The sequence below is a fragment of the Actinomadura sp. WMMB 499 genome, from assembly GCF_008824145.1.
Lineage (GTDB): Bacteria > Actinomycetota > Actinomycetes > Streptosporangiales > Streptosporangiaceae > Spirillospora.
The window spans coordinates 6,307,942-6,333,817 of record NZ_CP044407.1 but is presented as its reverse complement, the minus strand read 5'-3'; the positions used below and the strand labels follow the sequence as shown (position 1 = coordinate 6,333,817).

Below are 25,876 nucleotides of genomic sequence, written 5' to 3'. Positions count from 1 at the left end.
GAATGGGTGTCTCGAGAACGGGTGTTCCGGGTGCGGGTGTTCCGGGTGCGGGTGTCTCACGCGGTGACACTGGCCTCCCCCTTCAACGCGCCGCCGGTGACGGGCAGCCCGAGTTCCCGGTCCAGGCGCGCGCGCAGTTCGTCGGTGTAGGGCTCGTCCACGCCGAGCAGTTCGAGCGGTGTCTCCCGCTTGCGGCCCTCCTCCAGGTACATGCGGCCCACGACCGGAAGGAGCATGACGACGCAGAGGGCGACGAGCGAGAACGTCCACGAGCCGATGACGCCGGTCACGGCCAGGGCGTACAGGACGGCGCCGAACGCCCCGGCCCCGTACAGGACGGGCTTCGCGCCGCGCATCGCCCGGTAGCCCTCGGCGATGTCGTGCACGACGCCGCTGGGGTTCCGGCCGACGCCCATACCGACCAGCGCCGTCAGCACCATGACCAGGTGGCCGAGCGCGGTGAAGATGTCCGCCGGGCCGGGGTGCTGCAGCGCGAGGTCGCTGAACGTGCCCGTCAGCACCGCGCCGCCGACCCCGGCCATCAGCCCGCCGAACAGGGCGCCGCTGATGTAGCCGATGCCCGCGACGACGACGAGCATCAGCAGGCTGAGGCTCACCGTGAAGGTGAAGTTCTCCTGCGCGACGGTGCCGGTCGCGGCCGACATCAGGATCCCGCCGAGCCCCGCGATCGCCGCGGAGATCATGAAGACGCCGAGCTTGAGCCGGACGAGGTCCTGCCCGAGCATCGCCGTCGCCGCCGGGCTGTCCTTCATCGCGGCGAGCCGCCGCCCGTACCCGCCGGCGCGCAGCGCGGCCAGCCCGATCGCGATCAACGCGAACAGGACGGTCGCGGCCATCAGGAACGTGGTGCCGTCCCGCAGGTCGACCGGCCCGAGCTTCGGCGGCGGGACGACCAGCGAACCGCCGGGGAACAGGGTGAACTCCACGCCGAACAGCTCGTGCCGCGTGGTGTCGCGCAGCACCATGTTCGACAGGAACACCCCGAACGCCATCGTGGCGAGTGCGAGGTACAGGCCGCGGAGGCGGAGCGCGGGCAGCGCGATCAGGCCCCCGACGACCGCCGCCGCCAGGACGCCCAGCAGCACCCCGTGCACGCCCAGCCGCGCCGCGAGACCGCTCCCCTGCACGCCGAAGTGGAACGCGACGATCGTGGCGACCGCGCCGAACGCCAGCGGCGCGAGGTTCAGCTCGCCCGCGTAGCCGGTGAGGACGGTCAGCGACAGCGCGACGATCGCGAACGACATGCCGAGCGCGAGCGTCGAGACACCGCCGTCCGACAGCAGCCGGCTGTACAGGTAGACGACGGCGACCAGCACCGCGCCCCACACCGCCGCGGACCGGACGGTCGGCGGCCGGTACCGCTCGCGGGTCCGGACGGCCGCGCCGCGCAGCCGGTCCTGCGGCAGCACGACCAGCACGACGAACAGCAGGATCATCGGCAGCGAGACCCGCAGGTTGCCCGCGAACGTCCCGGCGGACGGCAGGTACGCGAGCACGTAGTTCGCCGCGAGGCCGAGGACGATCGCGCCCGCGAACGTGCGCGGGATGCTGCGCAGCCGTCCGAACATCGCCGCCGCGAACGCGTCGATCACCAGCAGCGTCAGCATGTTCGCGTCCAGCCCGCCGCCGCTGATCGGGACGATCAGGACGCCGGCGAGGACGGCCAGCGTGGAGCCGAGGGCCCACGCGAGCATCGCGGCCCGCTCGGGGTCGTGGCCGTTCAGCCGCACCAGGTCGGGGTCGTCGACGGACGCCCGCATCACCACGCCCGTCCGGCTGCGGGTGAACAGGACCCGCAGCCCGATGGCGATGGCCACCGCGGCGGCCAGGCAGACGATCTCGTGCCAGCGGATCTCCACCCCGGCGACGGTGATCTTGGCGCCGCCGCCGAAGAACATGTCGACGGTGTACGCCTCGTCCGGGTTCCACGCCCACTGGGCGAGGTAGACCGTTCCAAGGAGCACCGCCACCGTCACGATGATCTTCGTGACCTCGGCGGTGCCGCGCAGCCCCTTCATGATCGCCGCGTACAGGGCGGCGCCCATCGCCGGGCCGACCACCCCCACCACGATGACCAGCGCGAGCCAGACCGGCCAGCCCCACACGTTGGTGAACTGCCAGTAGAGGAACGTTCCGAACATCGCCTGCGCGCCGTGCGCGAAGTTGAAGATGCCCGAGGTGTTGTAGGTGAGGACCAGCCCCGAGGCCGCGATGAAGTACACCGCGCCCAGGACGAGCCCCAGGATCGTGTAGGTCAGGAACGTCGTCATCCGCGAGTCCCTCCCGTCCTGCTTCCGTTCGTGCCGCCCAGTCCCGCCGCCGGTCGTGGCGCGGGGCGTGCCGTGGGGCGGTTCACGAGGTCTGCGGCTTGATGACGTCGTCCGTCAGGAACTTCGTGGAGATCCGGTCGTCGTTCAGCTCGGTGCCCCACGTCTTGGGGTCGGTCTCCACCACGTAGTCGTCGCCGCAGGAGAACTCGCCGGCCTCCTCCGGGAAGACCTGCTCCCACTTCTCGCCGGTCAGCTTTACGAGCAGCGCGCAGTTCGCGGGCCGGTTGGCGCCCGGGTCGGTCGGGGCGTGCAACCCGCCGCCCGTCCACTCGTGCACCTTGGACAGCTCGTTGACCACGCACTGCCGGGTGAGGTCGGACCCGCACTCGTCGGCGGCCGTCGCCCACAGCAGGAACGCCGACGTCGCCTGCATCCCGAGCAGCGCGATCTTGCCGTTCTTCGCCTCGACGAGCTCCATGTACTTCTTGACCGCCGGCACGTGCTCGGCGTTCTCGAACGGCTGGAAGGCCATGCCCGCGTGCAGGGCGTCACCCGCGCCCGAGCCCTTGTTCCACTCGGAGACCTTGGTGCTGTACCAGGTCGCCTCCATCAGGTACTTCGGCTCGGCGCCCGCCCGCTTGACCGACTCCAGCAGGCTGAACTGGCCGGGGTCCGGAGTGTCGGACGACCACAGGTACCCCGCGCCGCACTCCTTGATCTTCTGCGCGAACGGCATGTAACTGCTCTCGCCCGCGTCGTTCAGCCGGACGCCGCACTCCACCGGCTCCACGCCGATCTGCTTCATCGCCGACTTGACCTTGTTCGTCCCGGTCGTCACCGCGGGCGACGTCGACAGCAGCACGTCCGTCTTCTCGTCGAAGTCCGGCCACATCTCCTGCGCGATGCGCATCGACCCGATGTTCATCCGGTCCACCGGGTACGGGACGGCCTCGTACTTCATCGGGCCCATCGCCGCGTTCGGCCCGACCGTGAAGCCCGCGACCGTCGGCAGCTTGCACGCCACCCGGTACTGCTCGGCGGCGTCGTCCATCGCGAAGCCCTGCCCGACGAGCATGAAGTCCTGCTCGCAGGACTCCTGCACCACCTTCGCGGCGTGCATGTAGGCGCCGTCGTACTGGTTGCCCCTGAGCTCGCGGCCGTTGATGCCGCCCTGCTCGTTGCACCAGTCGATCATCGCGGAGACCGCGTCGCCCATCTCCTTGGACAGGCCCGGCGCGGACGCGAAGCCCCGGTCGTCGCCGAAGCCGATCGTGATGGCGTCGTCGGTGACGCCCTGGTCGGTGGCGCCCTTCGCGTCGCCGGGCCCGCACGGCGACTCCAGCGTCCCGAACTTCGCGGCGGACGCGGCGGCCTGCCCGCCGCCGTCCGTGCCGCCCTGGACCAGCGCGGTGCCGGACCGCTCGCTGGTGCACGACGCCACCAGCGCCACGGCCAGCGCGCCGACCGCGAGGCGCCCGATCTTGTCGACCTTCATCGGTCGTCTCCTTTGGGATGGATGGGGTGGTGTGGCGGGGGGCGGAGTCGACGTCCGGCGGGCATGCCGCCGGAACCCTCGGCGGGCCCGCCGCCGAAGGCCGCCGGGAGCGCCCGGCCGGAGGGGGGCTCAGCCGAAGAAGGCCTGGCCGCCGTCCAGCGGGATCGTGGCCCCGGTCAGGTAGCGCAGGTCGGGCTGGACGAGCGCGAGCACCGCCCGGCCGATGTCCTGCTCGCAGTCGCCGATGTAGCCGAGCGGGATCGTCTTGCGGAACTCCTCGGCGGCCTCCGGGAACGCGTCCGCCCACCGCTTCAGGCCCGGCGAGAGCGCGTGCGGCGCGATCGAGTTCGCGCGGATGCCGTCCGGGCCCCACTCGGCGGCGGCCGTCCTGGTCAGCGAGCGGAGCGCCTGTTTGGCGGACGCGTAGGCGCCGTAGGTCGTCGGGTCCCAGCGGACCATCGCCGAGGTGACGAGGTTGACGATGCTGCCGCCGCCGCGCGCCTTCAGGTGCGGATGGGCCGCCTTCATGAACGCGAACGCCGCGAACGGCCCGGTCCGGAAGCCCTTCTGGAAGTCGGCGTCGCTCATCTCCAGCAGCGGCCCGTACTTCCCCGAGTAGGCGTTGTTGACCAGGATGTCGATGCCGCCGAGCCGCTCCGCGATCGCGTCGACGAGCGCGGGGATCGCGGCGGTGTCGGCGACGTCGCACTCGAACGGCTCGGCCCGCCCGCCGCGCTCGCGCACGAGGTCGCACGTCGCGTCGAGCTTGGCCGCCGTCCGTCCGAGCACCGCGACCGCGGCGCCCGCCGAGGCGAGCGCCAGCGCGATGCCCTGGCCCACGCCCTGCCCGGCGCCCGTCACGATCGCGACCTTGCCGTCGAGGGTTCCCATGTTTCTCCCGGTTCGTCGACACTGGTTCTGACAGCCCGTTCCCAGGTGACGGGCGGTTCCGGCCGCCACTCGGGATCGGGCAACGGCCCTGGTAGCGGCCATCGTGATGTGACGCGGCCCACGCGGGCCCGCCAGTCCCGCTCACCGGGAATGGCCGTCCGGGACCCGCGAACCCGCAGGTCCCGCTCAGCGGAATGGCCTGGTGCCTCCGGTCACACGGATGAGAATCTTCGGCGACGCGAGCGAGGAGGACCCATGACGGCGATGGAGATCGTGCAGCGGCTGACCGGCCCCGGCGGCGAGTTCGAACTCCGCGAGGAGGACGTGCTGGGCGTCCGGCTGCCGGTGTTCGCCGGACGGGCCCGCAGCCTCCCCGCCGTCCTCGCCGCGTCCGCCGCGCACGGCGACCGCGACTACATCGTCACCGCGACCCGCCGGATCTCGTTCGCCGCGCACGCCGCGCAGGCCGCGTCGCTGGCCAGGGCCCTGCGGGACGACCACGGCGTGCGGCCCGGCGACCGCGTCGCGATCAACGCCGCGAACTCCCCGGAGTGGATCATCGCGTTCTGGGGCGTGCTCGCCGCCGGCGGCATCGTCGTCGCCTACAACGCCTGGTGGACGCCCGCCGAGATCGACTACGCGCTGGGCCACACCGCGCCGGTGCTGGTCATCGCCGACGCCGAGCGCGCCGCGCGGACCTCCGGGGTGCCGGTGCTGACGGTCGAGGACGACGTCCCCGCGCTGGCCGCCCGGTACCCGGACGCCACGCCGGACGACCTGGACGTGCCGGCGCCCGCCGAGGACGACCCGGCCGTCATCCTCTACACGAGCGGGACGTCGGGACGGCCGAAGGGCGCCGTCCACTCGCACCGCAACCTCACCTCGGTGATCGAGTACCACCGGTTCAACGACGCGATGATGGCGGCGATGGGCGTCCCCGGCGACCCCGCCGACCGCCGCTACCTGCTCGTCCTGCCGCTGTTCCACATCGCGAGCCTGCACAACCTGGCCGTCCCGCGGCTGGCCACCGGCTCCGCCGTGATCATGCACGAGGGACGGTTCGACGTGGACGCCGTCCTCGGGCTGATCGAGCGCGAGCGCGTCACGAACTGGGGCGCGGTGCCGACGATGGCGAACCGGATCGTCGAGCACGGCGCCGCGACGAAGTACGACCTGTCGTCGCTGACGGCGTTCGCGCTGGCCACCGCGCCGTCGTCGCCCGCGTTCAAGGCGCGGCTGCGGGAGGTGTTCCCGCCCGCCGAGAACGCGCTCACCGACAGCTACGGGCTCACCGAGTCGTGCACCGGCGTCGCCGTCGCGACGCCCGCCGACCTCGCCGAGGACCCCGGGACGCTCGGCCGCCCCACCATCGGCGTCCGGCTGGAGATCCGCGACCCGGACGGCAACGCGCTGCCGGAGGGCGCCGAGGGCGAGGTGTGCGTCCGCAGCGCCTACACCATGCTCGGCTACTGGCAGGACCGGGAAGCCACGGACCGGGCGATCCGCGCGGACCGCTGGCTGCACACCGGCGACATCGGCATGATCGAGGGCGGGCGGCTGCGGCTCACCACGCGCCGCTCCGACCTGATCCTGCGCGGCGGCGAGAACGTGTACCCGGCGGAGATCGAGAACGTCCTCGCCGAGTTCCCCGGCGTGCGCGAGTGCCTCGTGCTGGGCGTCCCGCACGCCGACCTGGGCCAGGAGGTGATGGCCGTGGTCGTCTTCGCGGCGCCCGTCCCGGCGGAGGAGGAGATCGCGGCGTTCGCCCGCGAGCGGCTCTCGTACTTCAAGGTGCCGTCGCGCTGGCGCCTCACGACCGAGCCGCTGCCCCGCAACGCGACGGGCAAGGTCGTCCGCCGCGAGGTCGAGGCGACGCTCTGACCGTCCCCGGTATCAGCGCGCGTAGCGGGCGGGGGGCTCCCCCACCGCGGCCGTGAAGTCGCGGACCAGGTGCGCCTGGTCGTAGTACCCCAGCTCGCCGGCCAGGGCGGCCCAGTCGACCGGGTCGCCCCGGTCCGCGCGCGTCGCGGCCTCGTGCAGCCGCGCCCGCCGCAGCACCCACTTCGGGCTCGCCCCGACGTACTCGGCGAAGAGCCGCTGGAGCGTCCGGGACGAGACGTGCAGCAGTTCGGCGGCCTGCCCGACCCGGAACACCGACGGGGCCGCGGTGAGCCGCGCGACCATCTCCGCGACCTCGGCGGCGACGGGGTCGGGCGCGGGCAGCCGGGGCAGCAGGAACTCCCCGGCGGTCTTCGCCATCACGTCGGTGTCGGCCGTGCCGAGGATCTCGCGGGACGCCTCCCGCACCCGCGGGCCGAAGAACTCCGCGGCCGGGAACCTGCCGTCCGCCAGCTCGGCGACCGGCCGTCCGGCGAACGCCCGGAAGCAGCCCGGCCGGAACTTCACGCCGAGGACCTGCCCCGCCCCCTCCAGGCGGCGGACGAACAGGTCGCGGTCGACGCCGTACACGAGCGGCTCCGGCTCCTCGAACACCAGGTGGACGCTCGGATGCGACAGCACCTTCGTGTCGTAGGGCTCCGGGGTCCGCCACCGGACGTGCCAGTAGTGCTCGACGAACGGCCGCAGCTCCGGACCGGGCGGGCGGCGTTCCAGATCCACGATGGACGCCTGCTTCCGCGGGTACAGCACCCCGCGCCCGAACTCGTCCATGTGCCCAGCATATTGGCGGTTTTCTCCAAGAGCCGGGAGAAGCGGCGACCCTAGCCTCGAACACATGAACGAAAAGGACATCGAGCGCTTCCATGCCCATATGAAGGAGTGCGCGGCCGAGGCCGCGCGCGTCGCGCGCGCCGTCGCCGCCGCAGGTCCGGACCGTCTCGGCGACCCCACCCCGTGCGCGGACTTCGACCTGCGGACGCTGGTGAACCACTGGGTGCTCTACACCTCGTACGGCCTGGAGCACCGGGCGCTGCGCACGCCGCTCCCGGACGCGATGACCGAACGGGACTTCACGGCCGGCGCGGCGTGGGCGCAGGAGTACGCGGCCCAGCTCGACCGGGCCGTCGCGGCCTGGGCCGACCCGGCCGTCTGGGAGGGGGACATCGACTTCGGGGGCGGAGCCGCGCCCGCCGTCGACGTCGCGTCGATGGTCGTCAAGGAGATGGCCGTGCACGGCTGGGACGTCGCGCGGTCCATCGGGGCGGAGATCACCGTGTCGCCCGAGGCGGGCGAGTTCGTCCTCGGCGTGGTCGAGGAGCACGGCGAGCTGTACCGCAAGTACGACGGGTTCGCCGACCCGGTGCCGGTGGCCGCGGACGCCCCCGCGTTCGAGCGCGCGCTCGCCGCGTCCGGCCGGGACCCGCGGTGGAGCCCGGCCTGAGCACGGCGGCACGCCCGCGCCGGGCGGCGCGGGCGTGCCGTCGGCGGGCGTGCCGTCAGCGGGCGAGGTCGCGGCGGGTGAAGCGCCACGCGCCCACCGCCATGACCAGGAGCGTCGCGGCGGCGAGGACGGCCGCGTCGGCCGGCCGGAAGCCGTTCCGCAGCGGCTCCCCGCCGATGTAGTAGGCGAACGGCGTCAGGTCGCGGAGCCACTCGGCGCCGATCTGCGGCGCGAACCCGTTGACCGCGTAGGCCGCGACGCCGATCCCGGCGGTGATCCCGAACACCGTGGCACGTCCCTTACCGGTGGCGGCGCCGATCCCGGTGGCGATGCCGCCGAACAGCAGCGTGAGCAGGGCGAGGTGGACGGCCTGCGCCGCGAACTCGGCGGGGCCGACGGAGTCGAGCCCGGCGCCCGTCCGGACCGCGAGCAGCCCGGCGAGGACGGCCGCCGCGATCAGCGCCGCGCCCGCGGCGAGCGCGGCGAACCGGTGGAGCAGCAGGCGGGTCCGGCCGATCGGGTGGGCCAGCAGCAGGTCGAGGTGGCCGCTCTCCTCGTCGGCGGAGATCATCCGGGCGCCGGTGGCGGCGCCGTAGAAGACCGCGAGCAGCGGGACCAGCAGGCCGAACACCGGGCCCTGCAGGTATCCGGCGGCCGAGGACATGTCGTCCAGGCCGAAGCCCCTCATCGCGTCCGGGACCGAGGCCGCACTGTCCGCCGTGATCTGCGGGTAGAACGCCGCGTACATCGTCGCGAGCGCGGCCGTGGCCAGCGCCCACACGGCGAAGACCCGCCGGTTGTCGTACAGGGTCTTGGCGAACATCGAGCGGCTGAACGCGTCGGCCATGGTGGTCATCGTCGTGCCCTTCAGGCGGCGGGGGCGGCTTCGCCCCGCGCGTAGTAGGTGTGGAACAGCTCCTCGAGGTCCTGCGACTCGGCGCCGAGGCCGGTGACGGTGTGCCGGGCGGCGGCCTTGACGAGCGCGTCCGGCGTGTCCTCGACCGTGCACGTGAGGACGGTCCCGTCGACGTGGACGTCGGTGACGCCGGGCAGCGCGAACTCGGCGGCGTCCACCGGGGCGGCGAACGCGATGCGGACCCGCAGGTAGGAGCGGGCGCGCAGGTCGTCGACGGTGTCCAGGGCGACGAGCCGTCCCTCGCGGATGATCGCCACGCGGTCGGCCACCGCCTCGACCTCGCTCATGACGTGGCTCGACATGAACACCGTCCGGCCGTCCGCCCGCGCCTCGCCGACCATGTCGAGGAACGTGCGCTGCACGAGCGGGTCGAGGCCCGACGTCGGCTCGTCCAGGATCAGCAGCTCGGGATCGTGCATGAACGCCTGGATCAGGCCGACCTTCTGCCGGTTGCCCTTCGACAGGCTCTTCACCCGGGCGCCGAGGTCGAGGTCGAGCCGCTCGGCCAGCCCGGTGATCCGCCGGGCCGGGACGCCGCCGCGCAGGTTGCCGAGGAACGTGAGGCACTCGCCGGCCTTCTGCCGCCCGTCGACGACGAAGTCGCCCGCGAGGTAGCCGGTCCGGCGGTGCAGCTCGACGGCGTCCGCGCGGGGGTCGAGGCCGAGGACGCGGGCCGTCCCGGACGTCGGGCGGATCAGGTCCAGCAGCAGCCTGATCGTCGTGGACTTCCCCGCGCCGTTCGGCCCGAGGTAGCCGAACACCTCGCCCGCGCCCACCTGGAGGGTCAGGTCGTCCAGACCGCGCCGCGGACCGTAGGTCTTGGTCAGCCGGTCGATGTCGATCACCGTGTCCATGCCTTCGACGGTAGCATTGTTTTCAGAGATTTCTGAAGATTCGGAGCTGTTAAGATTCCGTATACGCCGACGACGAGGGGGACGACCGTGGCGGACACGACCGAGGCGGCCGAACGGCTGGCCCTGGTGCTCACGCAGGGCGGTCTGCAGAAGTCGACCGCGCGGGTGCTGGCGGCGTTCATGTTCGCCGACACCGACAGCGTCACGGCCGGGGAGCTCGCCGACCGGCTCGGCATCAGCTCCGGCTCGGTGTCCGGCGCGATCAAGATGCTGTCGACCGTCGGGCTGATCGAGCGCGCCCCCGCCCCGGGCAGCCGCCGCGAGCACCACCGGATGCGCGACGGCGCCTGGGCCACCCTGATGTCGACGCAGAACGCGGCCGTGCGGGCCATGCTCGAGGCCGCCGACGAGGGCATCGAGGCCACCGGCGAGGACAGCCCGGCCGCGCGCCGCCTGCACGAGATGCGCGACTTCTACGGCTACATGTTCCGCGAGCTGCCCGCGCTCATCGACCGCTGGCGCACCGAACGCGGAACCTGACGCCCGCCCGAGGCGTCCTCCGCCCCGGGCGGTGGGGGCGCGGTGGCTCCGCCGGGGCGGACGGGACGTGCGGTGCCGTCCGCGCGGGGGAGGTGCGGGTCGGTACCCGGGCGGGACGACCGTCCGCACCGGCCGCTCGTAGCGTGACGATCTCCCGAACCGCCGACCTTCCCAAGGAGACGACACATGCTGCGCAAGACGATCGCGGTGCTCGGCCTCGCGGGGCTGTCCGCCGCGGGCACCGCGGTGCCCGCCGCGCCCGCGGCCGCCCACGAGCACCGGCCGGAGCTCCGGCGGCTGCTGCACACGCTCACGACGTCGGACGGGTCGCCGGGCGCGCTGGCCGAGATCCGCGACCGGCACGGGCGGACCGTGATCACCGACGGCGTCGGCGACGTCCGGACCGGCGCCCCGATGCCGAAGCGGGGCCACTGGCGCATCGGCAGCGTCACGAAGACGTTCACCGCGACGACGGTGCTGCTGCTCGTCGAGGACGGGCTGATCGAGCTGGACGCGCCGGTCGAGCGGTACCTGCCCGGGGTGGTGCGCGGCAACGGCAACGACGGGCGGGACATCACCGTCCGGCACCTGCTCCAGCACACCAGCGGCCTGCCGGACTTCCTGGGCCTGCTCGGCATCGACCGGGTCGTCGAGAACCCCCTCGAGGACCACGAGCCGGAGGACCTGCTCGCCCTGGCCCTCGAGCACCGGCCGGGCTTCGACCCCGGCACCGGCTGGGCGTACTCCAACACCGGCTACCTGGTCGCCGGGATGATCGTGGAGAAGGTCACCGGCCGCTCCCTCGGCGACGAGATCGAGCGGCGCGTCCTCGGCCCGCTGAACCTGGACGGCACCGTCGTCCCCGGCGACTCCCCCGACCTGCCGGGGCCGCACCCCCGCGGGTACGTCCGCACCCCCGACGGCGCTCTGCTCGACCGCACGCGGCTGAACCCGTCCGTGGCCTGGGCGGGCGGCGACCTGGTGTCCGGCGGTTCCGACCTCAACCGGTTCTACGCCGCCCTGCTCGGCGGCCGGGTGCTGCGCCCCGCGACGCTGCGCGAGATGCAGCGGACCACGGAGGTCAGCGGAGACTACGGCCTCGGCCTCCGGCGGGTTTCACTAACGTGCGGAGCACCCGTCTGGGGCCACGCCGGCGACATGATCGGCTTCAGCACCGTCACCGGCGCCACCCGCGACGGCCGGAGCGCGACCGTCATGGTCAACCTGAAGCCGGGCCTGAGCGACGCCGGGGAGCAGCGCGTCAAGGACGCCTTCGACGCGGCCCTCTGCGAGGACGCCTAGGCACGCCCGGGACGGGCGTCAGCGGGCGGTCTCCACGTCGTGCAGGACGCCGAGCGCGTCGGGGACGAGGACCGCGGCCGAGAAGTAGACACCGACCAGGTACGAGCTGATCGCCTGATCGTTGACGCCCTTGAACCGGACCGACAGCCCCGGCTCGCGCTCGTCCGGGATGCCGGTCTTGTGCAGGCCGATGACGCCCTGGTCGTCCTCGCCGGTGCGCATCGCGATGATCGAGCTGACGCCCGAGCGGCTCACCGGGATCTTGTCGCACGGCAGCAGCGGCACGTTCCGCCAGGCCGTCGCGCGGGTGCCGTCCACCTCCGTCTGCATCGGGTAGACGCCCTGGCGGGTGCACTCGCGCAGGAACGCCGCGATGCCCTTCGGGTGCGCGAGCAGGACGCGCGTCCCCCGCCGGCGGGCGAGGAGTTCGTCCAGGTCGGCGGGGGTCGGCGGGCCGCCGCGGGTGGTGAGCCGCTGCCGGGGGTCGGCGTTGTGCAGCAGGCCGAAGTCCCGGTTGTTGATCATCTCGTGCTCCTGGCGCTCCCGCAGCGCCTCGATCGTCAGCCGGAGCTGCTGCTCCACCTGGTCCTGCGGACGGCTGTAGAGGTCGGCCACGCGGGTGTGCACGCGCAGCACCGTCTGCGCCAGGCTCAGCTCGTACTCGCGGGGCGCCGCCTCGTACTCGACGAACGTGCCGGGCAGCCGGGGCTCGCCCGCGTGCCCGGCCGCGACGTCCACGGACGCCTCGCCGCGCTTGTTCACCTTCGGCGGCCCCGACTCGGCGAACCGCGCGAGCCGCTCCCGCAGCGCCGCCGAGTTCCCCGCGACCTCCGCGAACGCCTCCCGCGTCAGCGACAGCACCGTGCAGCCCGTCACCGCCTTCGCCGTCGCGCCCCACGTCGCGTCCGCGTCGGTGAGCGCCTCCGCGCCGAAGTACTCTCCGCCGGCCAGGGTCCCCAGCCGCGCGGGCGTCCCGTACGCGCCGTCCCCCAGCCGGACGACCTTCCCGTGCACGATCAGATGCACCCGGTCGGCCGGGCGCCCCGCCTCCGCGATCACGTCGCCGGCCGCGTACTCCGACTGGACGCACCGTCCCGCGAGCACGTCGAGGACCCGCTCGTCCGCGAACCCCCGCAGCGGCGCCAGTTCCGCCAGCTCCGCCGGGATCACCCGGACCTGCGCGCCCGTGTTGACGAACGTCACCCGCCCGTCCTGCACCTGGTACGCGAGCCGCCGGTTCACCCGGTACGTCCCGCCCGACACCTGCACCCACGGGAGCGCCCGCAGCAGCCACCGCGACGAGATGCCCTGCATCTGCGGGCGCGTCTTGGTGGTCGTCGCGAGGTTGCGCGCGGCGTCCGTTCCCAGGCTGAGCCGCGTGTCCGTCGCACCGTTCGTCATCGGTCGCCTCCCGTCGCATCACCACGTGCAACGGAGAAGCTACGCTGCGCGTTCGCGATGGCTCTATGACCGACCGGTCCGGGCAAGCGCACCCGTGGGCTACGGGGTTGTCACCTCAGGCGGGCGTGGCGTCCGAGCAGCGGCCCTCGACCTGGACGTCCGGTTCGGCGGGCTCCCCGGCCTCGGCGGTGACGGCGCGGGACGAGCGGGTCCGGCGGCGGACGACGGCCACCGCGGCGGCCACGGCCGCCGCGAGGCCGAACACGATCCAGGCGCCCCAGCCGAGGAGCTGCTCGAGACGGGACGCGGACGCGCCCGCGAAAGCGCCGATGCTGACGAACACCGCCGCCCACAGGAGCGAACCGGAGAGCGAGGCGAGCAGGAAGCGGCGGTACGGGACGTTCGCGACCCCGGCGGCGGCGGGCGTCAGCGTCCGCACGACCGGGACGAGCCGGGTGACGAACACGGCCGCCGCGCCGTGCCGGCGCAGGGCCGCCGTCGCGCGGTCCCAGTGCCGGACGCCGAGCCGGCGCACGGCGCGCGTCTCCCGCATCCGCTCGCCGTTCGTGCGTCCCAGCCAGTACCCGACGTGGTCGCCCGCCGTCACGCCCAGTGCGACGACGAGGAGCATCGCCGGGTAGCGGACGGGGTCGGCGGCGGCGGCGCCGAGGATCACCACGGCCGTCTCCCCCGGCACGACCGACCCGACGCCCAGGCCGGACTCGGCGAACGCCAGCACCCCCGCCACCGCCAGCAGCAATGGGAAGGGCAGGTCGCTCAGCCCCCGGACCGCCTCAGTGACCCACTCCATTCTCCCCATCGTCCGCGCGGACGAGCCTGTCCGAATCGGCCGGGATGATGAGGTTCGTTCTCGGCCGAAAGGCTGATCCACCTGTCGGGACACCGACCAAAGGCGGGGCCGGGTCATGCCGAGGGACCAGAGCCCGGCGCGGCCGGATCATCCCTGGGACGGGTGCCCCTCGCCGCGCTCGCGGGCCTGCAGGAGCGGGCCGAGGACGCGGGTCGCCGGGCCGACGCGGCCGCCGGGGCCGGGGCGCTGGTCGGTGTTGTCCACGGTGAGCGGCTCCCCGCAGTGGGCGCACGCCAGGACGGGCGTGGTGTCGTGCCCGCAGTCGCGGTGCCGGACGCGCGCGGGCGGTCCCGCCTCCCCCGCGTACCAGCGGTCGCCCCAGCTCATCAGCGCGAGCAGGACGGGGTAGAGCTCCCTGCCCTTGTCGGTCGGCCGGTAGTGCACGCGCGGCGGGTGCTCCTGGTACGGCTCGCGGACCAGGACGTCCTCGTCCACCAGGCGGGCGAGCCGGGCGGCGAGGACCTTGCGGGAGATGCCGAGATCGCGGGCCAGGTCGTCGAACCGGGTGATCCCGGCGAGCACGTCGCGCATGATCAGCGCCGTCCAGGCGTCCCCGAACAGGTCGGTCGCGCGCGCGATCGAGCAGGCCGCGTCGGACAGCGGGGTGCGGGTCATGCCCGGCAGGGTACCCGAAGTTCCCTCAGGGAACTCAGTCGGTATTCTTAGGGAACTCGCCGATCGGGAGGACGTCCGGCATGCGAACCGCACCGCTCATCGAACTCGACTCGCCCCGCCCGGGAGCCATCGACGGGCGCCGCCTGCGCGCCGTCGCCTTCCAGGACGTGCGCATGGAGTACCTCGCGAAGCACGGGCTCGCCGAGGGGCGCGCGCTCGTCCTGGGCGGCGGCACCGGCGTGCTGCCGCGCGGGCTCGCGCGGGCCGGGCTGGACGTGACGGCGCTCGACCCGTCACCGGCCGCGACCCGGATGGCGAGGGACGCCGCGGCCACCGAGGACCTGGCCGTCGAGCACCGCACCGCCCGCGCCGAGGACGCCGACGTGCCGCCCGGCTCGTTCGACCTCGTGTACGTCGCCGACACCTTCGAGATCACCGGCGACCTGGACCGCGTGGTGGAGCGCGCCGCCCGAGCCGTCCGGCCCGGCGGCGCCCTCGCCTACGACACCGTCAACCGGACCGTCCCCGCGAAGCTCGTCTACCTGGGCGCCTTCCAGCGGCTCCCGTGGACCCGGATCATGCCGGCCGGACGCTACGCGAGCGACCGGCTGCGGCGCCCGTCCGAGGTCGCCGCCGCCCTGTCCCGGCACGGCCTGCGGCCCGCGGACGTCTGCGGCTTCAAGCCCGCGAGCATCGCGGGCCTGGTCGCGGCGGTGCGCGCCCGCCGCCGCGGCGAGATCGGCGACGACGACGTCGCGCCGATGGCCGGGTTCGTCCTGGACCCGGACGGCCCGCCCGTCGTCACCTACCTAGGCCACGCCCGCAAGCCCTGATCGGGGCCGGTCAGAGCGCCCACCAGCAGTACAGGCGCATGCCGTTCGACGTCGCGCGCCGGGCCAGGTCCGCGAGGAGCATCGCCGCCTCGGTCGCTCCCTCGGCCGAGACCCCGTCGGCCCGCATCTCGTCCGTCCCGGCCCAGGCCGGTCCGGCTTCCCGCAGGGCGGCCTCGGCGGCGGACGCCAGCGCGTCCCGCAGGGTGTCGGTGACGGCCACGACGAACGCGCTCTCCGCGTCCGGTGGGGAGAGCAGCGTCCCCGAGCGCGGGCGCTCCGCCGCCTCGCCGTAGGTGCAGCCGGTCAGGATCGCCTCCAGCCGCGCGATGACGACGACCGGGTCGACGCCCTTCAGCGGGACGGCGTCGAACGCCGCGGCGCCCGGGCCGCCCGGTTCGTCCAGGACGGCGACGGCCGCGAGGTCGTCGGGGGCCGCGAAGTAGTCGCAGAACACCATGGGCGCGATCCTGGCATACGGGGCCGACGCTCAGGTTCCGGCGGCGGGGCGGCGGCCGGCGCGGGCCAGCAGCGCCGCGGCGGGGCCGGCGGGGGTGGTGCCGGTCCGCCAGACGGCGCGCAGGGAGCGTTCCACCGCCATGCCCTCGATGGGGATCTCGGCGAGGGTCCCGGCGGCCAGGTCGGGGCCCACGACGAGCTCGCTGATCAGGGCGGGCCCGGCACCGGCGGCCACCGCGTTGCGGACGGCCGTGCCGGAGCCGAGTTCGAGCAGCGGCGGGGCGAGCTCGAGGCCGCGGGCGGCCATCGCCTGGGCGGCGGCCTCCCGGGTGCCCGACCCCGCCTCGCGGCTGATCAGCGGGGTGGCGGCGACCTCGGCGGGCGGCACGGGACGGCCGCGCCGCGTCCAGCGGTGACCGGGCGGCGCGACGAGGACCAGCCGGTCGCCCGCGACGGCCCGGCTGCGCAGCCCGGACGGACGGCCGGGCGACTCGATGAAGCCGATGTCGACGTCGCCGTGCCGCGCGAGTTCGCAGACCCGGGACGAGTTCGTCACCTGCATGCCCACGTGCAGGTCGGGGTCGTCGCGGCGGAGTTCACCGATCCACGCGGGCAGCAGGTGCTCGGCGACGGTGAGGCTCGCCGCGACCGTGAGCCGGCCGGTGCGTTCCCGGCGGAGCGCCTCGGCGCCGTCGGTGAGCGCGGTGAGATCGTCCAGCACCCGCCGGGCCCACCCGGTCACGACCCGTCCGGCGGGGGTGAGGGCGGAGCCGCGCCGGGTGCGGTCGACGAGGTGCAGGCCGAGCCGCCGTTCGAGCCGGGACAGCCGCTTGCTGGCGGACGGCTGGCTGATCCGCAGCTCGGCGGCCGCGGCGGTGAGGCTGCCCCGCTCGGCGACCAGGACGAGCAGCCGCAGCGATTCGACGTCGGGCGGCGCGGTCATGCCCTCAGGCTATGACGTGAGGCCGAACCGCCCGGTACCGGGATCCTCCGGACGGATGAAGGCTCGGAGCATGAACCCCGAGCACGCTCACGCCGGACCCGAACGTCCCGAAGCGCCGGACGCGGATCCCGTGCGCGCCGCCGGGGGACGCGTGCGGGGCTGGTGGGCCTCGGCCGGGCCCGGCGTCTCGGTCGCGGTGACCGCTGCGGGCGCGGCGACGGTCGTCAGCGGGTTCGTGCCCGCGCTGAGCGCCCTGACCGTCGCGGTGCTGCTGGGGGTCCTGATGGGGGGCGCGCTGCCCGCGGCGACGGCGGACGGCCTGGCGTGGACCACCCGGACGTTCCTCAGGGTCGGGGTGGTGCTCCTCGGGCTGCAGCTCAGCCTCGGTGAGGTGCTGCGGCTGGGGCCGGGGACGCTCGCGGCCGTGGTCGTCACCGTGGCGGCCGGCTTCGCCGGGACGATCGCGCTCGGACGGCTGCTCGGGGTCTCGCGGGGCCTCGGGCTGATGGTCGCGACGGGATTCTCGATCTGCGGGGCGTCGGCGATCGCCGCGATGGACGGCGTCGCGCGCCGCGACCGGGAGGACGTCGCGACGGCCGTCACGCTCGTGACGATCTACGGGAGCGCGGCGATCGCGCTCGTCCCGTTCCTCGGCACGCGGGTCTTCGGCCTGGACGGGGAGGCGCTCGGGATGTGGGCCGGGCTGAGCGTCCACGAGGTCGCGCAGGTGGTGGCGGCGGCGTCCCCGGCCGGTGCGGCGGCCGTGGGGACGGCCGTCATCGTGAAGCTGACCCGCGTGGTGCTGCTGGCGCCGATGGTCGCGGGGATGGGCGCCCTCGAACGGCGGCCCGGGGACGCGGCGGGCCCGCGCCCCCCGATCGTGCCGCTGTTCGTCGTCGGCTTCCTGCTGGCGATGCTCCTGCGCAGCACGAACACCGTGCCCGAGGCCGTCCTGACGGGCGCGCGGGACGTTTCGACGGTGCTGCTGGCCGCCGCGATGTTCGGGCTCGGCTCGTCCGTGCGCGTCCGGACCCTCCTGCGGACGGGACGGCGCGGCCTCGCGCTCGGCGCCCTGTCGACGCTGCTGGTGAGCACCGTCTCCCTCACCGCCCTGACCGTCGCCGGAGCCTAGCCGCGCGCGGCTAGGCTCCCGGCATGGACGACCGGCTCGCCATCATCGACGACCTGCTGGCCCGCCCCATCCCGGAGGGCTCCCAGGGACACGTGCACGTCCTGCACCGGACGCGGGACTTCTGGGACGAGCGCGGCCCGGAGGTCGTCGAGCCCGCCCAGGCCGAGATCGACGCCCTGCACGACGCCCTCGCCGCCGCCCTCTCCCAACGCTGGGGCGGCCCCGAACCGTTCGATCTGAGCCCCTACCTGTTCGCCGAGGACCCGGCCCCCGAACCCATCGACGAGCTCTGCCAGCTCACGACGACGATGCTCCTGTGGCGTCCGGCCCCCGCCCGGTGGTTCGGCCTCGCCGTCGGCCAGGCCGACCCCGAGTTCCCGATCGAGCTCCTCGCGGCCGTCGGCGACACCCTGCCCCGGTAGCCCGATCGGCGGCGGACGGATCCGTCCATGGCCGCTCCCGCGCGGCGGCGCCCTCTAAGCCGGCCACCTGCGGCCGTCCCCCCAGGCCGACCACTCCCACCAGTCGCGCGCGGGCAGGCGTATCCAGACGTCGGGCGGCCCTTCGATCGCCCGTGCGTCGGCCGGGGTGAGGCCGGTATGCACGAAGCAGTGGGCCACGGGCCTGTCCGGCGTCAGGTAGGCCGCGAGGACATCGCGGGAGGTCACGCCGAAGTCGGGCCCCCCGGGGGACAGGTCCGACCCGACGATGACGCCTTCTTCGGCAAGGATTCCCTGGCCGCCGCTCTTGGGGTTGGCGTACATCCCGTAGGCGACGGTGCCCGCCGAGAGGCGCCCGACGACGCCCGTCATCTGCGGGGCGTAACCCCAGGGCTGGACGACGACGCAGCCGCCCGGAACGTCGGTGACTCCGACGATGTCCATGTCGTCGTCCATGTCGTCCTCTGCCGTGTCGACCTGGCGAGCGTCGAGCAGGACGCCGTCGAGCCGCCGCACGGCCTCGTCCGCATCGATGCCGGTGACGCACGCCAGGCCCGCGCCTTCGTCGGCTCCGGGGGCGAACAGCTCGTTCAGCCGCGGGGCGATCGAGACCAGCACGGCCTCGTCCTCCGTGAGGCCCGGCTCGTCCGCCGGGACGTCGAACAGGTCCGGCGTCGGGCCCGCGAGGCTGAGCCGTCCGGGTGACCAGCCGCCCATCATCGGCCGCCATGGATCGGCGCCCGCCTCGACCAGCACGCGGGCCATGTCCGGGCGGCGATGGCACACCGCCACCCACAGAGCGGTGCGCCCGTGGACCTCGGCGTCGACGTCCGCCGCGCGCCGGGCGAGTTCCGCGACGACCTCGGGAGAGCCCCTCTCCGCCGCGACGTGCAGCGCCTTGCCGTAGTACCCGAGGTCCCCGAGGGGATCGGCCCCGGCGTCGAGTTCCGCCCGTACCTTGTCCACGTCCGTCCACTCCCTTGCCCAGGGGTCCGGCCACGCCGTCATCGCCGCTCTCCTCTCGTCCGAGGCGAGTCTGGCGGACGGCACCGACAGTCGCGGGCGATGAGTTCCGCCTCTGCGAGTGGTCGTACCGTGTGACCGAAGGGGGTCTCGTGACGACGTTCGCCCAGCTACGGAAGACCGCGCTGTCCCTCCCGGAGACCGGCGAGGAGGGCGGCCGCTCCGGCACGGCGGTGTTCACGGTGCACGGCACGCGCTTCGCCTCGGCGGACGGGGAAGGCGGCGCGCTGCTGCACCTGCCCGAGGGGGAGGCGGACGAGTTCCTCGCCGGGCAGCCGGGCGCCGAGCCGCTGACGCGTGACGGGAGGACCGTCGGCGCCCGCGTGGCGCTCGGGGACATCGGTGGGCAGCGGCTCAACCACTGGGTGCGGCGCGCCTGGCTCGCGGCGGCCCCGGAGGGGCTCGCGGCGCGGGCCGCCGCCGCGGACGCGGCGGCGGCCGGCGGCGTCGGCGACCTGCCCGGGACGATCGGACGGCCCGCCACGCGGGCGCTCGCCGCCGCCGGGGTCACCACGCTCGCCCGGGTCGCCGAGCTGACCGAGGCCGAGCTGCGGGCGATGCACGGGGTCGGCCCGAAGGCCGTGCGGATCCTCCGCGAGGCGCTCGGCGCGGACGGGCGCGCCTTCCGGGGGTGACCTCCCCGGGTCACAGGGAGCGGATCACCCGGGCCGGGGTGCCCACCGCCACGACGTCCGGCGGGACGTCCTTCGTGACGACCGAGCCGGCGCCGATGACGCTGTTCGCGCCGATGGTCACCCCGGCGAGGACGATCGCGCCGCCGCCGAGCCACACGTTGTCCCCGATGACGATCGGTTCGGCGCCCTCGATCTTGGCGCGCCGCCGCTCGGGGTCGAGCGGGTGCGTGGGGGTGAGGAGCTGGACGTTCGGGCCGATCTGGACGTCGTCGCCGATCGTGATCGGCGCGACGTCCAGCGCGGTCAGCCCGTAGTTCGCGAAGGTGCCGGAGCCGACGGTGATGTGGGAGCCGTAGTCGACGTACAGCGGCGGCCGGATGTGCGCGCCGGGGGCGATCGACCCGAGCAGGTCCTCGAGGATGGGGCGGGCGGCGTCCTGGTCGGTGACGTACACCTCCCCGTACCGGTGGGCCAGGGCGATCGCGCGCTTGGACGCGGCCTCCAGGTCCGGATCGTCGGCGATGTACGGGTCACCGGCCAGCATCCGTTCACGGTTGGTGCGGGTGTCCCCCGCGAAGAAGTCGGTCACGCCGCCGAGCCTACGCACGGGACACCCGGTCAGCTCTGTGCCTGCGGCTCGACCTCCTTGCGGGGTGCGGCGGCCGGGGCGGCGGGCGGGTCGATCGACAGGTGCGGCAGGCGCGCGTCCAGCCATCGCGGCAGCCACCAGTTGGCGGGGCCGAACAGGTGCATCACGGCGGGGACGAGCACGGTGCGCAGGATGAACGCGTCCAGGGCGACGGCGGCGGCGAGGCCGGCGCCGAACTCGGCGAGCACCCGCTCGCCGCCCAGCATGAACGCGCCGAACACCGCGATCATGATCGCGGCGGCGGCGGTGATGACGCGTCCGGTGGCGGCCTGCCCGACGATGACGGCGCGCCCGTTGTCGCGGTGCCGCGTCCACTCCTCGTGCATCCGGCTGACGAGGAACACCTGGTAGTCCATGGAGAGGCCGAACAGGACGGGCAGCATCAGCACGGGCAGGAACGTCTCCACCGGGCCGGTGCCGAGGCCCAGCGGCTCCGAGGCCCACCCCCACTGGAAGAGGGCGACGATCACGCCGATCGAGGCGCCCGCCGCGAACAGGTTCATCACCGCGGCCGTCGCCGGGACGAGCAGGCTGCGGAACGCGGCGAGCAGCAGGAGGAAGCCGAGGGCGACGATCACCCCGACGAACAGCGGCATCCGGCCCGCGAGCACGTCGGCGAAGTCGTCGTTGACGGCGGTCTCGCCGCCCACGTGCACGCGCAGGCCGGTGCCGTCCTCGGCGGCCGGGACCTCGTCCGCGCGCAGCCGCTCGATCAGTTCGGACGTCCGCGGGGACTGCGGCGAGCTGTCCGGGACGACCTCGACGACGCCGACGGCCGCGCCGTCCGGGATCGGCAGGGCGGTGACGCCCGCCACCCCCTCGGCGCCGCGCACCCGGTCGGCGAGCGCGCCGAGCGCCGCCCGCTCGGCCGCGCCCGGCACCTCCGCGACCAGGTAGAGCGGCCCGTTGAAGCCGGGCCCGAACCCTTCGGCCAGCAGGTCGTAGGCCGCGCGGGTCGTGCTGGACTCGGGGTCGTTGCCCTGGTCGGACGAGCCGAGCCGCATCCCGAAGACCGGGACGGTCAGCACGACCATGACGAGCAGCGCCACGGCGGACAGCGCCCGGGGACGCCGCCGCACGGTGGCCGCCCAGCGCGCCCACAGCCCGGTCGCGCCGTCCTCGGCGACGGGGCCGTGCGCGGCGAGGGCGCGCCGTTCCCGCCTGCTCAGGGTGCGCGTCCCGAGGAGGCCGAGCAGCGCCGGGAGCAGCGTGACGGACGCGACGGCGGTGAGCCCGACGGTCATCGCCGCGGTGATCGCGACGCCGTTCAGGAAGGAGAGCCCGAGGACGAGCATGCCGAGCAGGGACACCACGACGGTCCCGGCCGCGAACAGCACCGCCCGTCCGGACGTGTGCACGGCCGCGACGATCGACTCCTCCACGCCGCGTCCCGCCTTCAGCCCGGCGCGGTGCCGCGTGACGATGAACAGGGCGTAGTCGATGCCGACGCCGAGCCCGATCAGCGTGCCCAGGGTGGGCGACAGGTCGGCGAGCGTGAAGGCGTTGCTGAGCAGCCCCATCGTCAGGATCGCGGTGCCGATCCCGGCGATGGCGGTGACGAGGGGGACGGCCATGGCGAGCAGCGATCCGAACGCCAGGAACAGCACGACGGCCGCCGCGATGACGCCGATCAGTTCGGCGGTGTGCGTGCCGGGCTCGCTGATCCGCGTGACGGCCGGGCCGCCGAGTTCGACGCGGACCCCGTCGGCCGCCCCCTCCCGGGCCGTGTCGACGACGCGCTGGACGTCGTCGGGGTCGAGCGCCTCAGTCTGCGCGCCGAACGCGACGTGGGCGTAGGCGGTGCGGCCGTCCCGGCTCACCTGCCCGGCCCCCTCGGGCGCGTACGGGCCGCGCACGTCGCCGACGCCGGGGAGCCCGGCGATCCGGTCGAGGGCGGCGGTCATCTCCTGCCGGACGGCGGCGTCCCGCACGGACCCGCGTTCCGCCTGCCACACCACGGTTGCGGTGGAGCCGGACTCGGCGGGCGAGGTCCGCTGGAGCAGTTCCAGCGCCGTCCTGGACTCGGTTCCGGGGAGGGCGAGGTCGGTGCTGTAGGAGGTGCCGACCGACTGGGACGCGACGCCCAACCCGGCGAGCACCGCAAGCCAGAACAGGACGACGGCGAGCCGCCGCCGGTAGCACCAGCGCGCGAGAGCGGACATGTTCTCCTCTTTTGGGCATGCGAAAGCGAGCATTGCTTTCGAAGGGCTTTAGGGAAGGGGTCAGCGGGTCCTGGTCGGGGCGAGTTCGGCGGGCTCCTCCAGGCCGGTCATCTCCAGCGACAGATGCCACAGCAGCTCGGCCATCTCGCGGTCGCGGGCCCGCGCGCCCGGCTCCCGCCGCGCCGGTTCCCCGCGCATGCCGCGGCGGGGCGCGTACAGGTCGCCGTTGCGGGCCGCCGGGTCGGTCGCCGCGCGCAGGATCGGCAGGGCGCCGCCCGCGGGCGGTTGCGACGGGACGAGCCGCGAGAGCGGGGCCACCGCGCGCATCACGCCGCCGTTCTGCTTGGTGCCCAGCTCGGTGCGGGCGCCGCCGGGGTCGGCCGACAGCGCGCGGGTGCCGTGCCCGGCGCCGTCCAGCCGCCGCGCCAGTTCGGCGGTGAACAGCACGTTGGCCAGCTTGGATTGCGTGTACGCGCGGGTGCGGCCGTAGCCTCCCTCGGCGAAGCACGGGTCGGCGAGCCGGATGCGGCCCAGCCGGTGCCCGACGCTGGTGACCGTGACGACGCGGGAGTGCGGCGTCGCGACGAGTGCGGGCAGCAGGCGCAAGGTGAGCGCCAGGTGCCCGAGATGGTTCACGCCGAAGTGGGTCTCGAAGCCGTCCGCGGTGCGGCTCCGGTCGACGAACGCCAGCCCCGCGTTGTTGACGAGCAGGTCGAGCCGGTCCGCGGCACCGAGGAACTCCCCGGCGAACCGGGCGACCCCGGACAGATCCCCCAGGTCCAGGTGCCGGACGGCGAGCCGGTCGGGGTCGAGGCCGGTGCCGTCCAGCATCGCGCGGCGCGCGGCCTCGGCCTTCGCGCGGTCCCGGCAGGCCATCACCACCCGGGCGCCGCGCCGGGCCAGCGCCTCGGCGACGGCCCGTCCGATGCCGGTGTTGGCACCGGTCACGACGGCGGTGCGGCCGTCGAGGGCGGGCATGCCGGTCGGGCTCCATTCGGGCATGGCGCTCCTAACATGAACCTCGGTTCACCATCTATGGTGAACCATAGCTCATGTTGAGTGCGACCGTGAAGGGACGGTGAGTTCCATGGGGCTGCGCGCCGATGCCGCCCGGAACCGGGCCAACATCCTGCGCGCCGCGCGCACGCTGATCGCCGCCCGCGGCGAGCGGGCCGGGATGGACGACATCGCGCGCGAGGCGGGGGTGGCCGTGGGCACCCTCTACCGGCACTTCCCCACCAAGGCCGACCTGGTCGGCGCGATCGTCGACGAGATGTCCGCCCGGATGTTCGAGGCGCTGGACGGCGCCGTCGAGCGCGTCGACGCGGGCGGCGCGGCCGTCGCCGAGCTGACCACCCTGTTCGAATGGGCCGCCGACGCCGCCGGCCAGGACCGGGGGGTGAAGGCCGCCCTGCGCAACCTCGGCATGGCCGACCGTCCCGACCTGGAGGAACGCGCCCTCGGCGGGCTGGCCCGGATCGTCGCGGCGGGTCAGCGGGAGGGCACCCTGCGCCCCGACGTCACCGTCGGCGACGTCGTGCTGCTGATGAGCACCCTGCCGGACGACGACGTCCCCGAGCCGGCCCGCCGCCGCTGGGTCGAACTGGCCCTGCGCGGCCTCACCACGGGAACCGCGCCCTGACCGGCCTCGACCGCCCCTTGACGGCGGGCGCGTGCGGGGATCTGATGGCCGGGTGAAGATCCGCATCGGTGTGGGGGACGTGCCCGAACGCGGCGCGCGGGACGAGCCCGGGCTCGCCGGCCTGGCGGCCGACCTGGAGGCGCGCAGGATCGACTCGCTGTGGCTGTCGGACCTGGTGTCCGCGCCCGACTCGGTCGATCCGCTGATCGGCATGGCCTACGCCCTGGGCCGCACCGAGCGGCTCAAGCTGGGGACGGGCGTGCTGGTGCTGCCGGGCCGCAACCCGGCGGTCGTCGCGGCGCAGCTCGCCGGGCTCGCGGCGCTCGCGCCCCGGCGCGTCCTGCCGGTCTTCGGCGTCCGGCCCGCGCGGCGCGCCGACCGTCCCGCCTTCCCCGTCCCGGACGGGCCCCGCGCGGAGGTGTTCGAGGAGGCCCTGCGGGTGGTGCGGGCGCTGCTCACCGAACCGGTCGTCACCCACCACGGCCGGTACTTCCACCTGGACGAGGCGTCGGTCGCGCCGCTGCCCGCCAAGCCGCTGGACCTGTGGCTGGGCGGCCGGATCCCCGCCGCCATGGACCGGATCGGACGGCTCGGCGACGGCTGGCTCGGCGCGTCCGTCACCCCGGCCGACGCCGACGCGTGCCGGGCCCGGATCGTGGCCGCCGCCGAGCGGGCCGGGCGGACGATCGAGGACGACCACTACGGCACCTACCTCACGGTCGTCCAGGACGGCACCGAGGAGCGGACGGTCGACGCGCTGCTGGCGCGGCTCCGCAAGGACCGGCCTGACGTGGACGACCCCCGCGACCTGCTGTGCCGGGGGTGGGACGGCGCCCGCGACCACGTCCGCCGGTTCGTGGACGCGGGCCTGTCGAAGTTCGTCGTGCGCCCGGCGGGCCGGGTGGCGTCCCGCCGGGACTTCCTCGACGCCTTCGCCGCCGAGCTGCTCCCGCTCGAGAACTGACGTCACATGTTCTCGGCGCCGGTCCTGATGGCGTCGCGGATCCGGGCGTAGGTGCCGCAGCGGCAGATGTTGCGGAGTTCGTCCAGGTCGGCGTCGGTGACGTCGCGCCCCTCGGCGCGGGCCTGGCGGACCTTGGCCACCGCGGACATGATCTGCCCCGGCTGGCAGTAGCCGCACTGGGCGACGTCGTGTTCCAGCCAGGCCTCCTGCATGGGGTGCAGGTCGCGGCCCACGGTGGCGGGCAGGCCCTCGATGGTGACGACCTCGTCGTCCGGGCCGATCCGGGAGACCGGCACCGAGCAGACGTTGACCGCCTTGCCGTTGACGTGGGAGGTGCACGCCTGGCAGACGCCGATGCCGCAGCCGTACTTGGGGCCGGTGACCCCGAGCAGGTCGCGCAGCACCCACAGCAGGCGCACGTCGTCCTCGGCCTCGACGGTGATCTGCTCGCCGTTGAGCCTGAAGGTGTGGTTCGGCACGT

Annotated in this window: 26 protein-coding genes; 10 read left to right on the top strand and 16 right to left on the bottom strand. The window is 74.3% G+C overall.

All coding sequences use genetic code 11. From position 1 onward, the window contains the following. Positions 1-56 precede the first annotated feature (56 nt). From F7P10_RS28700 to F7P10_RS28690, 3 genes are all read right to left on the bottom strand, one after another. Positions 57-2,291 carry an ABC transporter permease gene (locus F7P10_RS28700; protein ID WP_151013948.1) on the bottom strand — a complete coding sequence of 745 codons (2,235 nt, stop codon included), beginning with the start codon at positions 2,289-2,291 and terminating at the stop codon, positions 57-59. Positions 2,292-2,373: 82 nt separating this feature from the next. Then, positions 2,374-3,786 (bottom strand): ABC transporter substrate-binding protein, encoded by a 1,413-nt coding sequence (locus F7P10_RS28695; protein WP_151013946.1) that lies wholly within the window; start codon positions 3,784-3,786, stop codon positions 2,374-2,376. A gap of 129 nt (positions 3,787-3,915) precedes the next feature. Continuing rightward, positions 3,916-4,677, bottom strand: coding sequence for an SDR family NAD(P)-dependent oxidoreductase (locus tag F7P10_RS28690; protein WP_151013944.1), 762 nt, complete (start codon positions 4,675-4,677; stop codon positions 3,916-3,918). Between the two features lie 255 nt (positions 4,678-4,932). Here F7P10_RS28690 and F7P10_RS28685 point away from each other — a divergent pair, with 255 nt between their 5' ends. Then, positions 4,933-6,558, top strand: coding sequence for a class I adenylate-forming enzyme family protein (locus F7P10_RS28685; RefSeq protein ID WP_151013942.1), 1,626 nt, complete (start codon positions 4,933-4,935; stop codon positions 6,556-6,558). Positions 6,559-6,570: 12 nt separating this feature from the next. On the opposite strand, the gene F7P10_RS28680 is transcribed toward F7P10_RS28685, so the two are convergent. After that, entirely contained in the window at positions 6,571-7,347 is a 777-nt protein-coding gene (locus tag F7P10_RS28680; protein ID WP_151013940.1) for a helix-turn-helix domain-containing protein, read from the bottom strand. Between the two features lie 64 nt (positions 7,348-7,411). On the opposite strand from F7P10_RS28680, the gene F7P10_RS28675 reads away from it, so the two are divergent. Beyond that, positions 7,412-8,017, top strand: coding sequence for a TIGR03086 family metal-binding protein (locus F7P10_RS28675; protein ID WP_151013939.1), 606 nt, complete (start codon positions 7,412-7,414; stop codon positions 8,015-8,017). Between the two features lie 55 nt (positions 8,018-8,072). On the opposite strand, the gene F7P10_RS28670 is transcribed toward F7P10_RS28675, so the two are convergent. Continuing rightward, on the bottom strand, positions 8,073-8,873 hold the full coding sequence (locus F7P10_RS28670; protein ID WP_218040169.1) for an ABC transporter permease subunit: 801 nt from the start codon (positions 8,871-8,873) through the stop codon (positions 8,073-8,075). An 11-nt stretch (positions 8,874-8,884) separates the two neighbouring features. Then, positions 8,885-9,787 carry an ABC transporter ATP-binding protein gene (locus F7P10_RS28665; RefSeq protein WP_151013937.1) on the bottom strand — a complete coding sequence of 301 codons (903 nt, stop codon included), beginning with the start codon at positions 9,785-9,787 and terminating at the stop codon, positions 8,885-8,887. Positions 9,788-9,874: 87 nt separating this feature from the next. On the opposite strand from F7P10_RS28665, the gene F7P10_RS28660 reads away from it, so the two are divergent. Both F7P10_RS28660 and F7P10_RS28655 read left to right on the top strand, forming a co-directional pair. Then, positions 9,875-10,327, top strand: a complete 453-nt coding sequence (locus tag F7P10_RS28660; RefSeq protein ID WP_151013935.1) for a GbsR/MarR family transcriptional regulator — start codon at positions 9,875-9,877, stop codon at positions 10,325-10,327. Between the two features lie 186 nt (positions 10,328-10,513). Next, the gene (locus tag F7P10_RS28655) at positions 10,514-11,629 is read left to right on the top strand and encodes a serine hydrolase (protein ID WP_151013933.1); all 1,116 of its coding nucleotides are present in this window, start codon (positions 10,514-10,516) and stop codon (positions 11,627-11,629) included. 18 nt (positions 11,630-11,647) lie between these two features. Here F7P10_RS28655 and F7P10_RS28650 read toward each other — a convergent pair whose 3' ends face one another. The 3 genes from F7P10_RS28650 to F7P10_RS28640 all read right to left on the bottom strand — a co-directional run bounded on the left by F7P10_RS28650 (position 11,648) and on the right by F7P10_RS28640 (position 14,516). After that, positions 11,648-13,030, bottom strand: coding sequence for a family 2B encapsulin nanocompartment shell protein (locus F7P10_RS28650; protein WP_151013931.1), 1,383 nt, complete (start codon positions 13,028-13,030; stop codon positions 11,648-11,650). 115 nt (positions 13,031-13,145) lie between these two features. After that, positions 13,146-13,841: a DedA family protein gene (locus F7P10_RS28645; protein ID WP_254716073.1), complete on the bottom strand. Its 696-nt coding sequence runs from the start codon at positions 13,839-13,841 to the stop codon at positions 13,146-13,148. A gap of 147 nt (positions 13,842-13,988) precedes the next feature. Beyond that, the gene (locus F7P10_RS28640) at positions 13,989-14,516 is read right to left on the bottom strand and encodes a helix-turn-helix domain-containing protein (protein ID WP_151013927.1); all 528 of its coding nucleotides are present in this window, start codon (positions 14,514-14,516) and stop codon (positions 13,989-13,991) included. Between the two features lie 80 nt (positions 14,517-14,596). Here F7P10_RS28640 and F7P10_RS28635 point away from each other — a divergent pair, with 80 nt between their 5' ends. Further along, positions 14,597-15,349, top strand: a complete 753-nt coding sequence (locus F7P10_RS28635) for a bifunctional 2-polyprenyl-6-hydroxyphenol methylase/3-demethylubiquinol 3-O-methyltransferase UbiG (RefSeq protein ID WP_151013925.1) — start codon at positions 14,597-14,599, stop codon at positions 15,347-15,349. A 10-nt stretch (positions 15,350-15,359) separates the two neighbouring features. On the opposite strand, the gene F7P10_RS28630 is transcribed toward F7P10_RS28635, so the two are convergent. Beyond that, positions 15,360-15,806 (bottom strand): hypothetical protein, encoded by a 447-nt coding sequence (locus F7P10_RS28630; protein WP_151013922.1) that lies wholly within the window; start codon positions 15,804-15,806, stop codon positions 15,360-15,362. 30 nt (positions 15,807-15,836) lie between these two features. Then, positions 15,837-16,748 carry a LysR family transcriptional regulator gene (locus tag F7P10_RS28625; RefSeq protein ID WP_151013920.1) on the bottom strand — a complete coding sequence of 304 codons (912 nt, stop codon included), beginning with the start codon at positions 16,746-16,748 and terminating at the stop codon, positions 15,837-15,839. 55 nt (positions 16,749-16,803) lie between these two features. On the opposite strand from F7P10_RS28625, the gene F7P10_RS28620 reads away from it, so the two are divergent. Continuing rightward, a complete protein-coding gene (locus F7P10_RS28620) occupies positions 16,804-17,880 on the top strand; it encodes a YeiH family protein (RefSeq protein ID WP_218040168.1) in 1,077 nt (358 codons plus the stop codon). Positions 17,881-17,903: 23 nt separating this feature from the next. Continuing rightward, positions 17,904-18,302, top strand: coding sequence for a hypothetical protein (locus F7P10_RS28615; RefSeq protein WP_151013918.1), 399 nt, complete (start codon positions 17,904-17,906; stop codon positions 18,300-18,302). A gap of 54 nt (positions 18,303-18,356) precedes the next feature. Here the strand turns inward: F7P10_RS28615 and F7P10_RS28610 are convergent, their stop codons facing one another. Beyond that, positions 18,357-19,286, bottom strand: a complete 930-nt coding sequence (locus tag F7P10_RS28610; RefSeq protein WP_254716072.1) for an ankyrin repeat domain-containing protein — start codon at positions 19,284-19,286, stop codon at positions 18,357-18,359. Between the two features lie 149 nt (positions 19,287-19,435). On the opposite strand from F7P10_RS28610, the gene F7P10_RS28605 reads away from it, so the two are divergent. Continuing rightward, the gene (locus F7P10_RS28605; protein WP_151013914.1) at positions 19,436-19,978 is read left to right on the top strand and encodes a hypothetical protein; all 543 of its coding nucleotides are present in this window, start codon (positions 19,436-19,438) and stop codon (positions 19,976-19,978) included. 10 nt (positions 19,979-19,988) lie between these two features. Here the strand turns inward: F7P10_RS28605 and F7P10_RS28600 are convergent, their stop codons facing one another. The 3 genes from F7P10_RS28600 to F7P10_RS28590 all read right to left on the bottom strand — a co-directional run bounded on the left by F7P10_RS28600 (position 19,989) and on the right by F7P10_RS28590 (position 23,791). Further along, the gene (locus F7P10_RS28600) at positions 19,989-20,522 is read right to left on the bottom strand and encodes a sugar O-acetyltransferase (protein ID WP_151018350.1); all 534 of its coding nucleotides are present in this window, start codon (positions 20,520-20,522) and stop codon (positions 19,989-19,991) included. Between the two features lie 74 nt (positions 20,523-20,596). Next, complete coding sequence (locus F7P10_RS28595) at positions 20,597-22,789, bottom strand: MMPL family transporter (protein WP_151013912.1); 2,193 nt, start codon at positions 22,787-22,789, stop codon at positions 20,597-20,599. 60 nt (positions 22,790-22,849) lie between these two features. Further along, complete coding sequence (locus F7P10_RS28590; RefSeq protein ID WP_151013910.1) at positions 22,850-23,791, bottom strand: oxidoreductase; 942 nt, start codon at positions 23,789-23,791, stop codon at positions 22,850-22,852. Positions 23,792-23,876: 85 nt separating this feature from the next. Between F7P10_RS28590 and F7P10_RS28585 the strand changes: the two genes are divergently transcribed. Further along, complete coding sequence (locus tag F7P10_RS28585) at positions 23,877-24,431, top strand: TetR/AcrR family transcriptional regulator (protein WP_151018349.1); 555 nt, start codon at positions 23,877-23,879, stop codon at positions 24,429-24,431. Between the two features lie 52 nt (positions 24,432-24,483). Next, positions 24,484-25,395, top strand: a complete 912-nt coding sequence (locus F7P10_RS28580) for a TIGR03854 family LLM class F420-dependent oxidoreductase (protein WP_176611689.1) — start codon at positions 24,484-24,486, stop codon at positions 25,393-25,395. Positions 25,396-25,397: 2 nt separating this feature from the next. Here F7P10_RS28580 and F7P10_RS28575 read toward each other — a convergent pair whose 3' ends face one another. Further along, on the bottom strand, positions 25,398-25,874 hold the full coding sequence (locus F7P10_RS28575) for a (2Fe-2S)-binding protein (protein WP_151013906.1): 477 nt from the start codon (positions 25,872-25,874) through the stop codon (positions 25,398-25,400). Between the last annotated feature and the right edge of the window lie 2 nt (positions 25,875-25,876).

What these genes read in the sequence shown, in the direction of transcription:
- F7P10_RS28620 (WP_218040168.1), top strand. Translation starts at nt 16,804, where the DNA reads ATGAAGGCTCGGAGCATGAACCCCGAGCACGCTCACGCCGGACCCGAA.
- F7P10_RS28665 (WP_151013937.1), bottom strand. Translation starts at nt 9,787, where the DNA reads ATGGACACGGTGATCGACATCGACCGGCTGACCAAGACCTACGGTCCG.
- F7P10_RS28700 (WP_151013948.1), bottom strand. Translation starts at nt 2,291, where the DNA reads ATGACGACGTTCCTGACCTACACGATCCTGGGGCTCGTCCTGGGCGCG.
- F7P10_RS28675 (WP_151013939.1), top strand. Translation starts at nt 7,412, where the DNA reads ATGAACGAAAAGGACATCGAGCGCTTCCATGCCCATATGAAGGAGTGC.
- F7P10_RS28695 (WP_151013946.1), bottom strand. Translation starts at nt 3,786, where the DNA reads ATGAAGGTCGACAAGATCGGGCGCCTCGCGGTCGGCGCGCTGGCCGTG.
- F7P10_RS28585 (WP_151018349.1), top strand. Translation starts at nt 23,877, where the DNA reads ATGGGGCTGCGCGCCGATGCCGCCCGGAACCGGGCCAACATCCTGCGC.
- F7P10_RS28645 (WP_254716073.1), bottom strand. Translation starts at nt 13,841, where the DNA reads ATGGAGTGGGTCACTGAGGCGGTCCGGGGGCTGAGCGACCTGCCCTTC.
- F7P10_RS28600 (WP_151018350.1), bottom strand. Translation starts at nt 20,522, where the DNA reads ATGCTGGCCGGTGACCCGTACATCGCCGACGATCCGGACCTGGAGGCC.
- F7P10_RS28615 (WP_151013918.1), top strand. Translation starts at nt 17,904, where the DNA reads ATGGACGACCGGCTCGCCATCATCGACGACCTGCTGGCCCGCCCCATC.
- F7P10_RS28590 (WP_151013910.1), bottom strand. Translation starts at nt 23,791, where the DNA reads ATGCCCGAATGGAGCCCGACCGGCATGCCCGCCCTCGACGGCCGCACC.
- F7P10_RS28635 (WP_151013925.1), top strand. Translation starts at nt 14,597, where the DNA reads ATGCGAACCGCACCGCTCATCGAACTCGACTCGCCCCGCCCGGGAGCC.
- F7P10_RS28670 (WP_218040169.1), bottom strand. Translation starts at nt 8,873, where the DNA reads ATGACCACCATGGCCGACGCGTTCAGCCGCTCGATGTTCGCCAAGACC.
- F7P10_RS28690 (WP_151013944.1), bottom strand. Translation starts at nt 4,677, where the DNA reads ATGGGAACCCTCGACGGCAAGGTCGCGATCGTGACGGGCGCCGGGCAG.
- F7P10_RS28625 (WP_151013920.1), bottom strand. Translation starts at nt 16,748, where the DNA reads ATGACCGCGCCGCCCGACGTCGAATCGCTGCGGCTGCTCGTCCTGGTC.
- F7P10_RS28595 (WP_151013912.1), bottom strand. Translation starts at nt 22,789, where the DNA reads ATGTCCGCTCTCGCGCGCTGGTGCTACCGGCGGCGGCTCGCCGTCGTC.
- F7P10_RS28630 (WP_151013922.1), bottom strand. Translation starts at nt 15,806, where the DNA reads ATGGTGTTCTGCGACTACTTCGCGGCCCCCGACGACCTCGCGGCCGTC.
- F7P10_RS28650 (WP_151013931.1), bottom strand. Translation starts at nt 13,030, where the DNA reads ATGACGAACGGTGCGACGGACACGCGGCTCAGCCTGGGAACGGACGCC.
- F7P10_RS28640 (WP_151013927.1), bottom strand. Translation starts at nt 14,516, where the DNA reads ATGACCCGCACCCCGCTGTCCGACGCGGCCTGCTCGATCGCGCGCGCG.
- F7P10_RS28680 (WP_151013940.1), bottom strand. Translation starts at nt 7,347, where the DNA reads ATGGACGAGTTCGGGCGCGGGGTGCTGTACCCGCGGAAGCAGGCGTCC.
- F7P10_RS28655 (WP_151013933.1), top strand. Translation starts at nt 10,514, where the DNA reads ATGCTGCGCAAGACGATCGCGGTGCTCGGCCTCGCGGGGCTGTCCGCC.
- F7P10_RS28685 (WP_151013942.1), top strand. Translation starts at nt 4,933, where the DNA reads ATGACGGCGATGGAGATCGTGCAGCGGCTGACCGGCCCCGGCGGCGAG.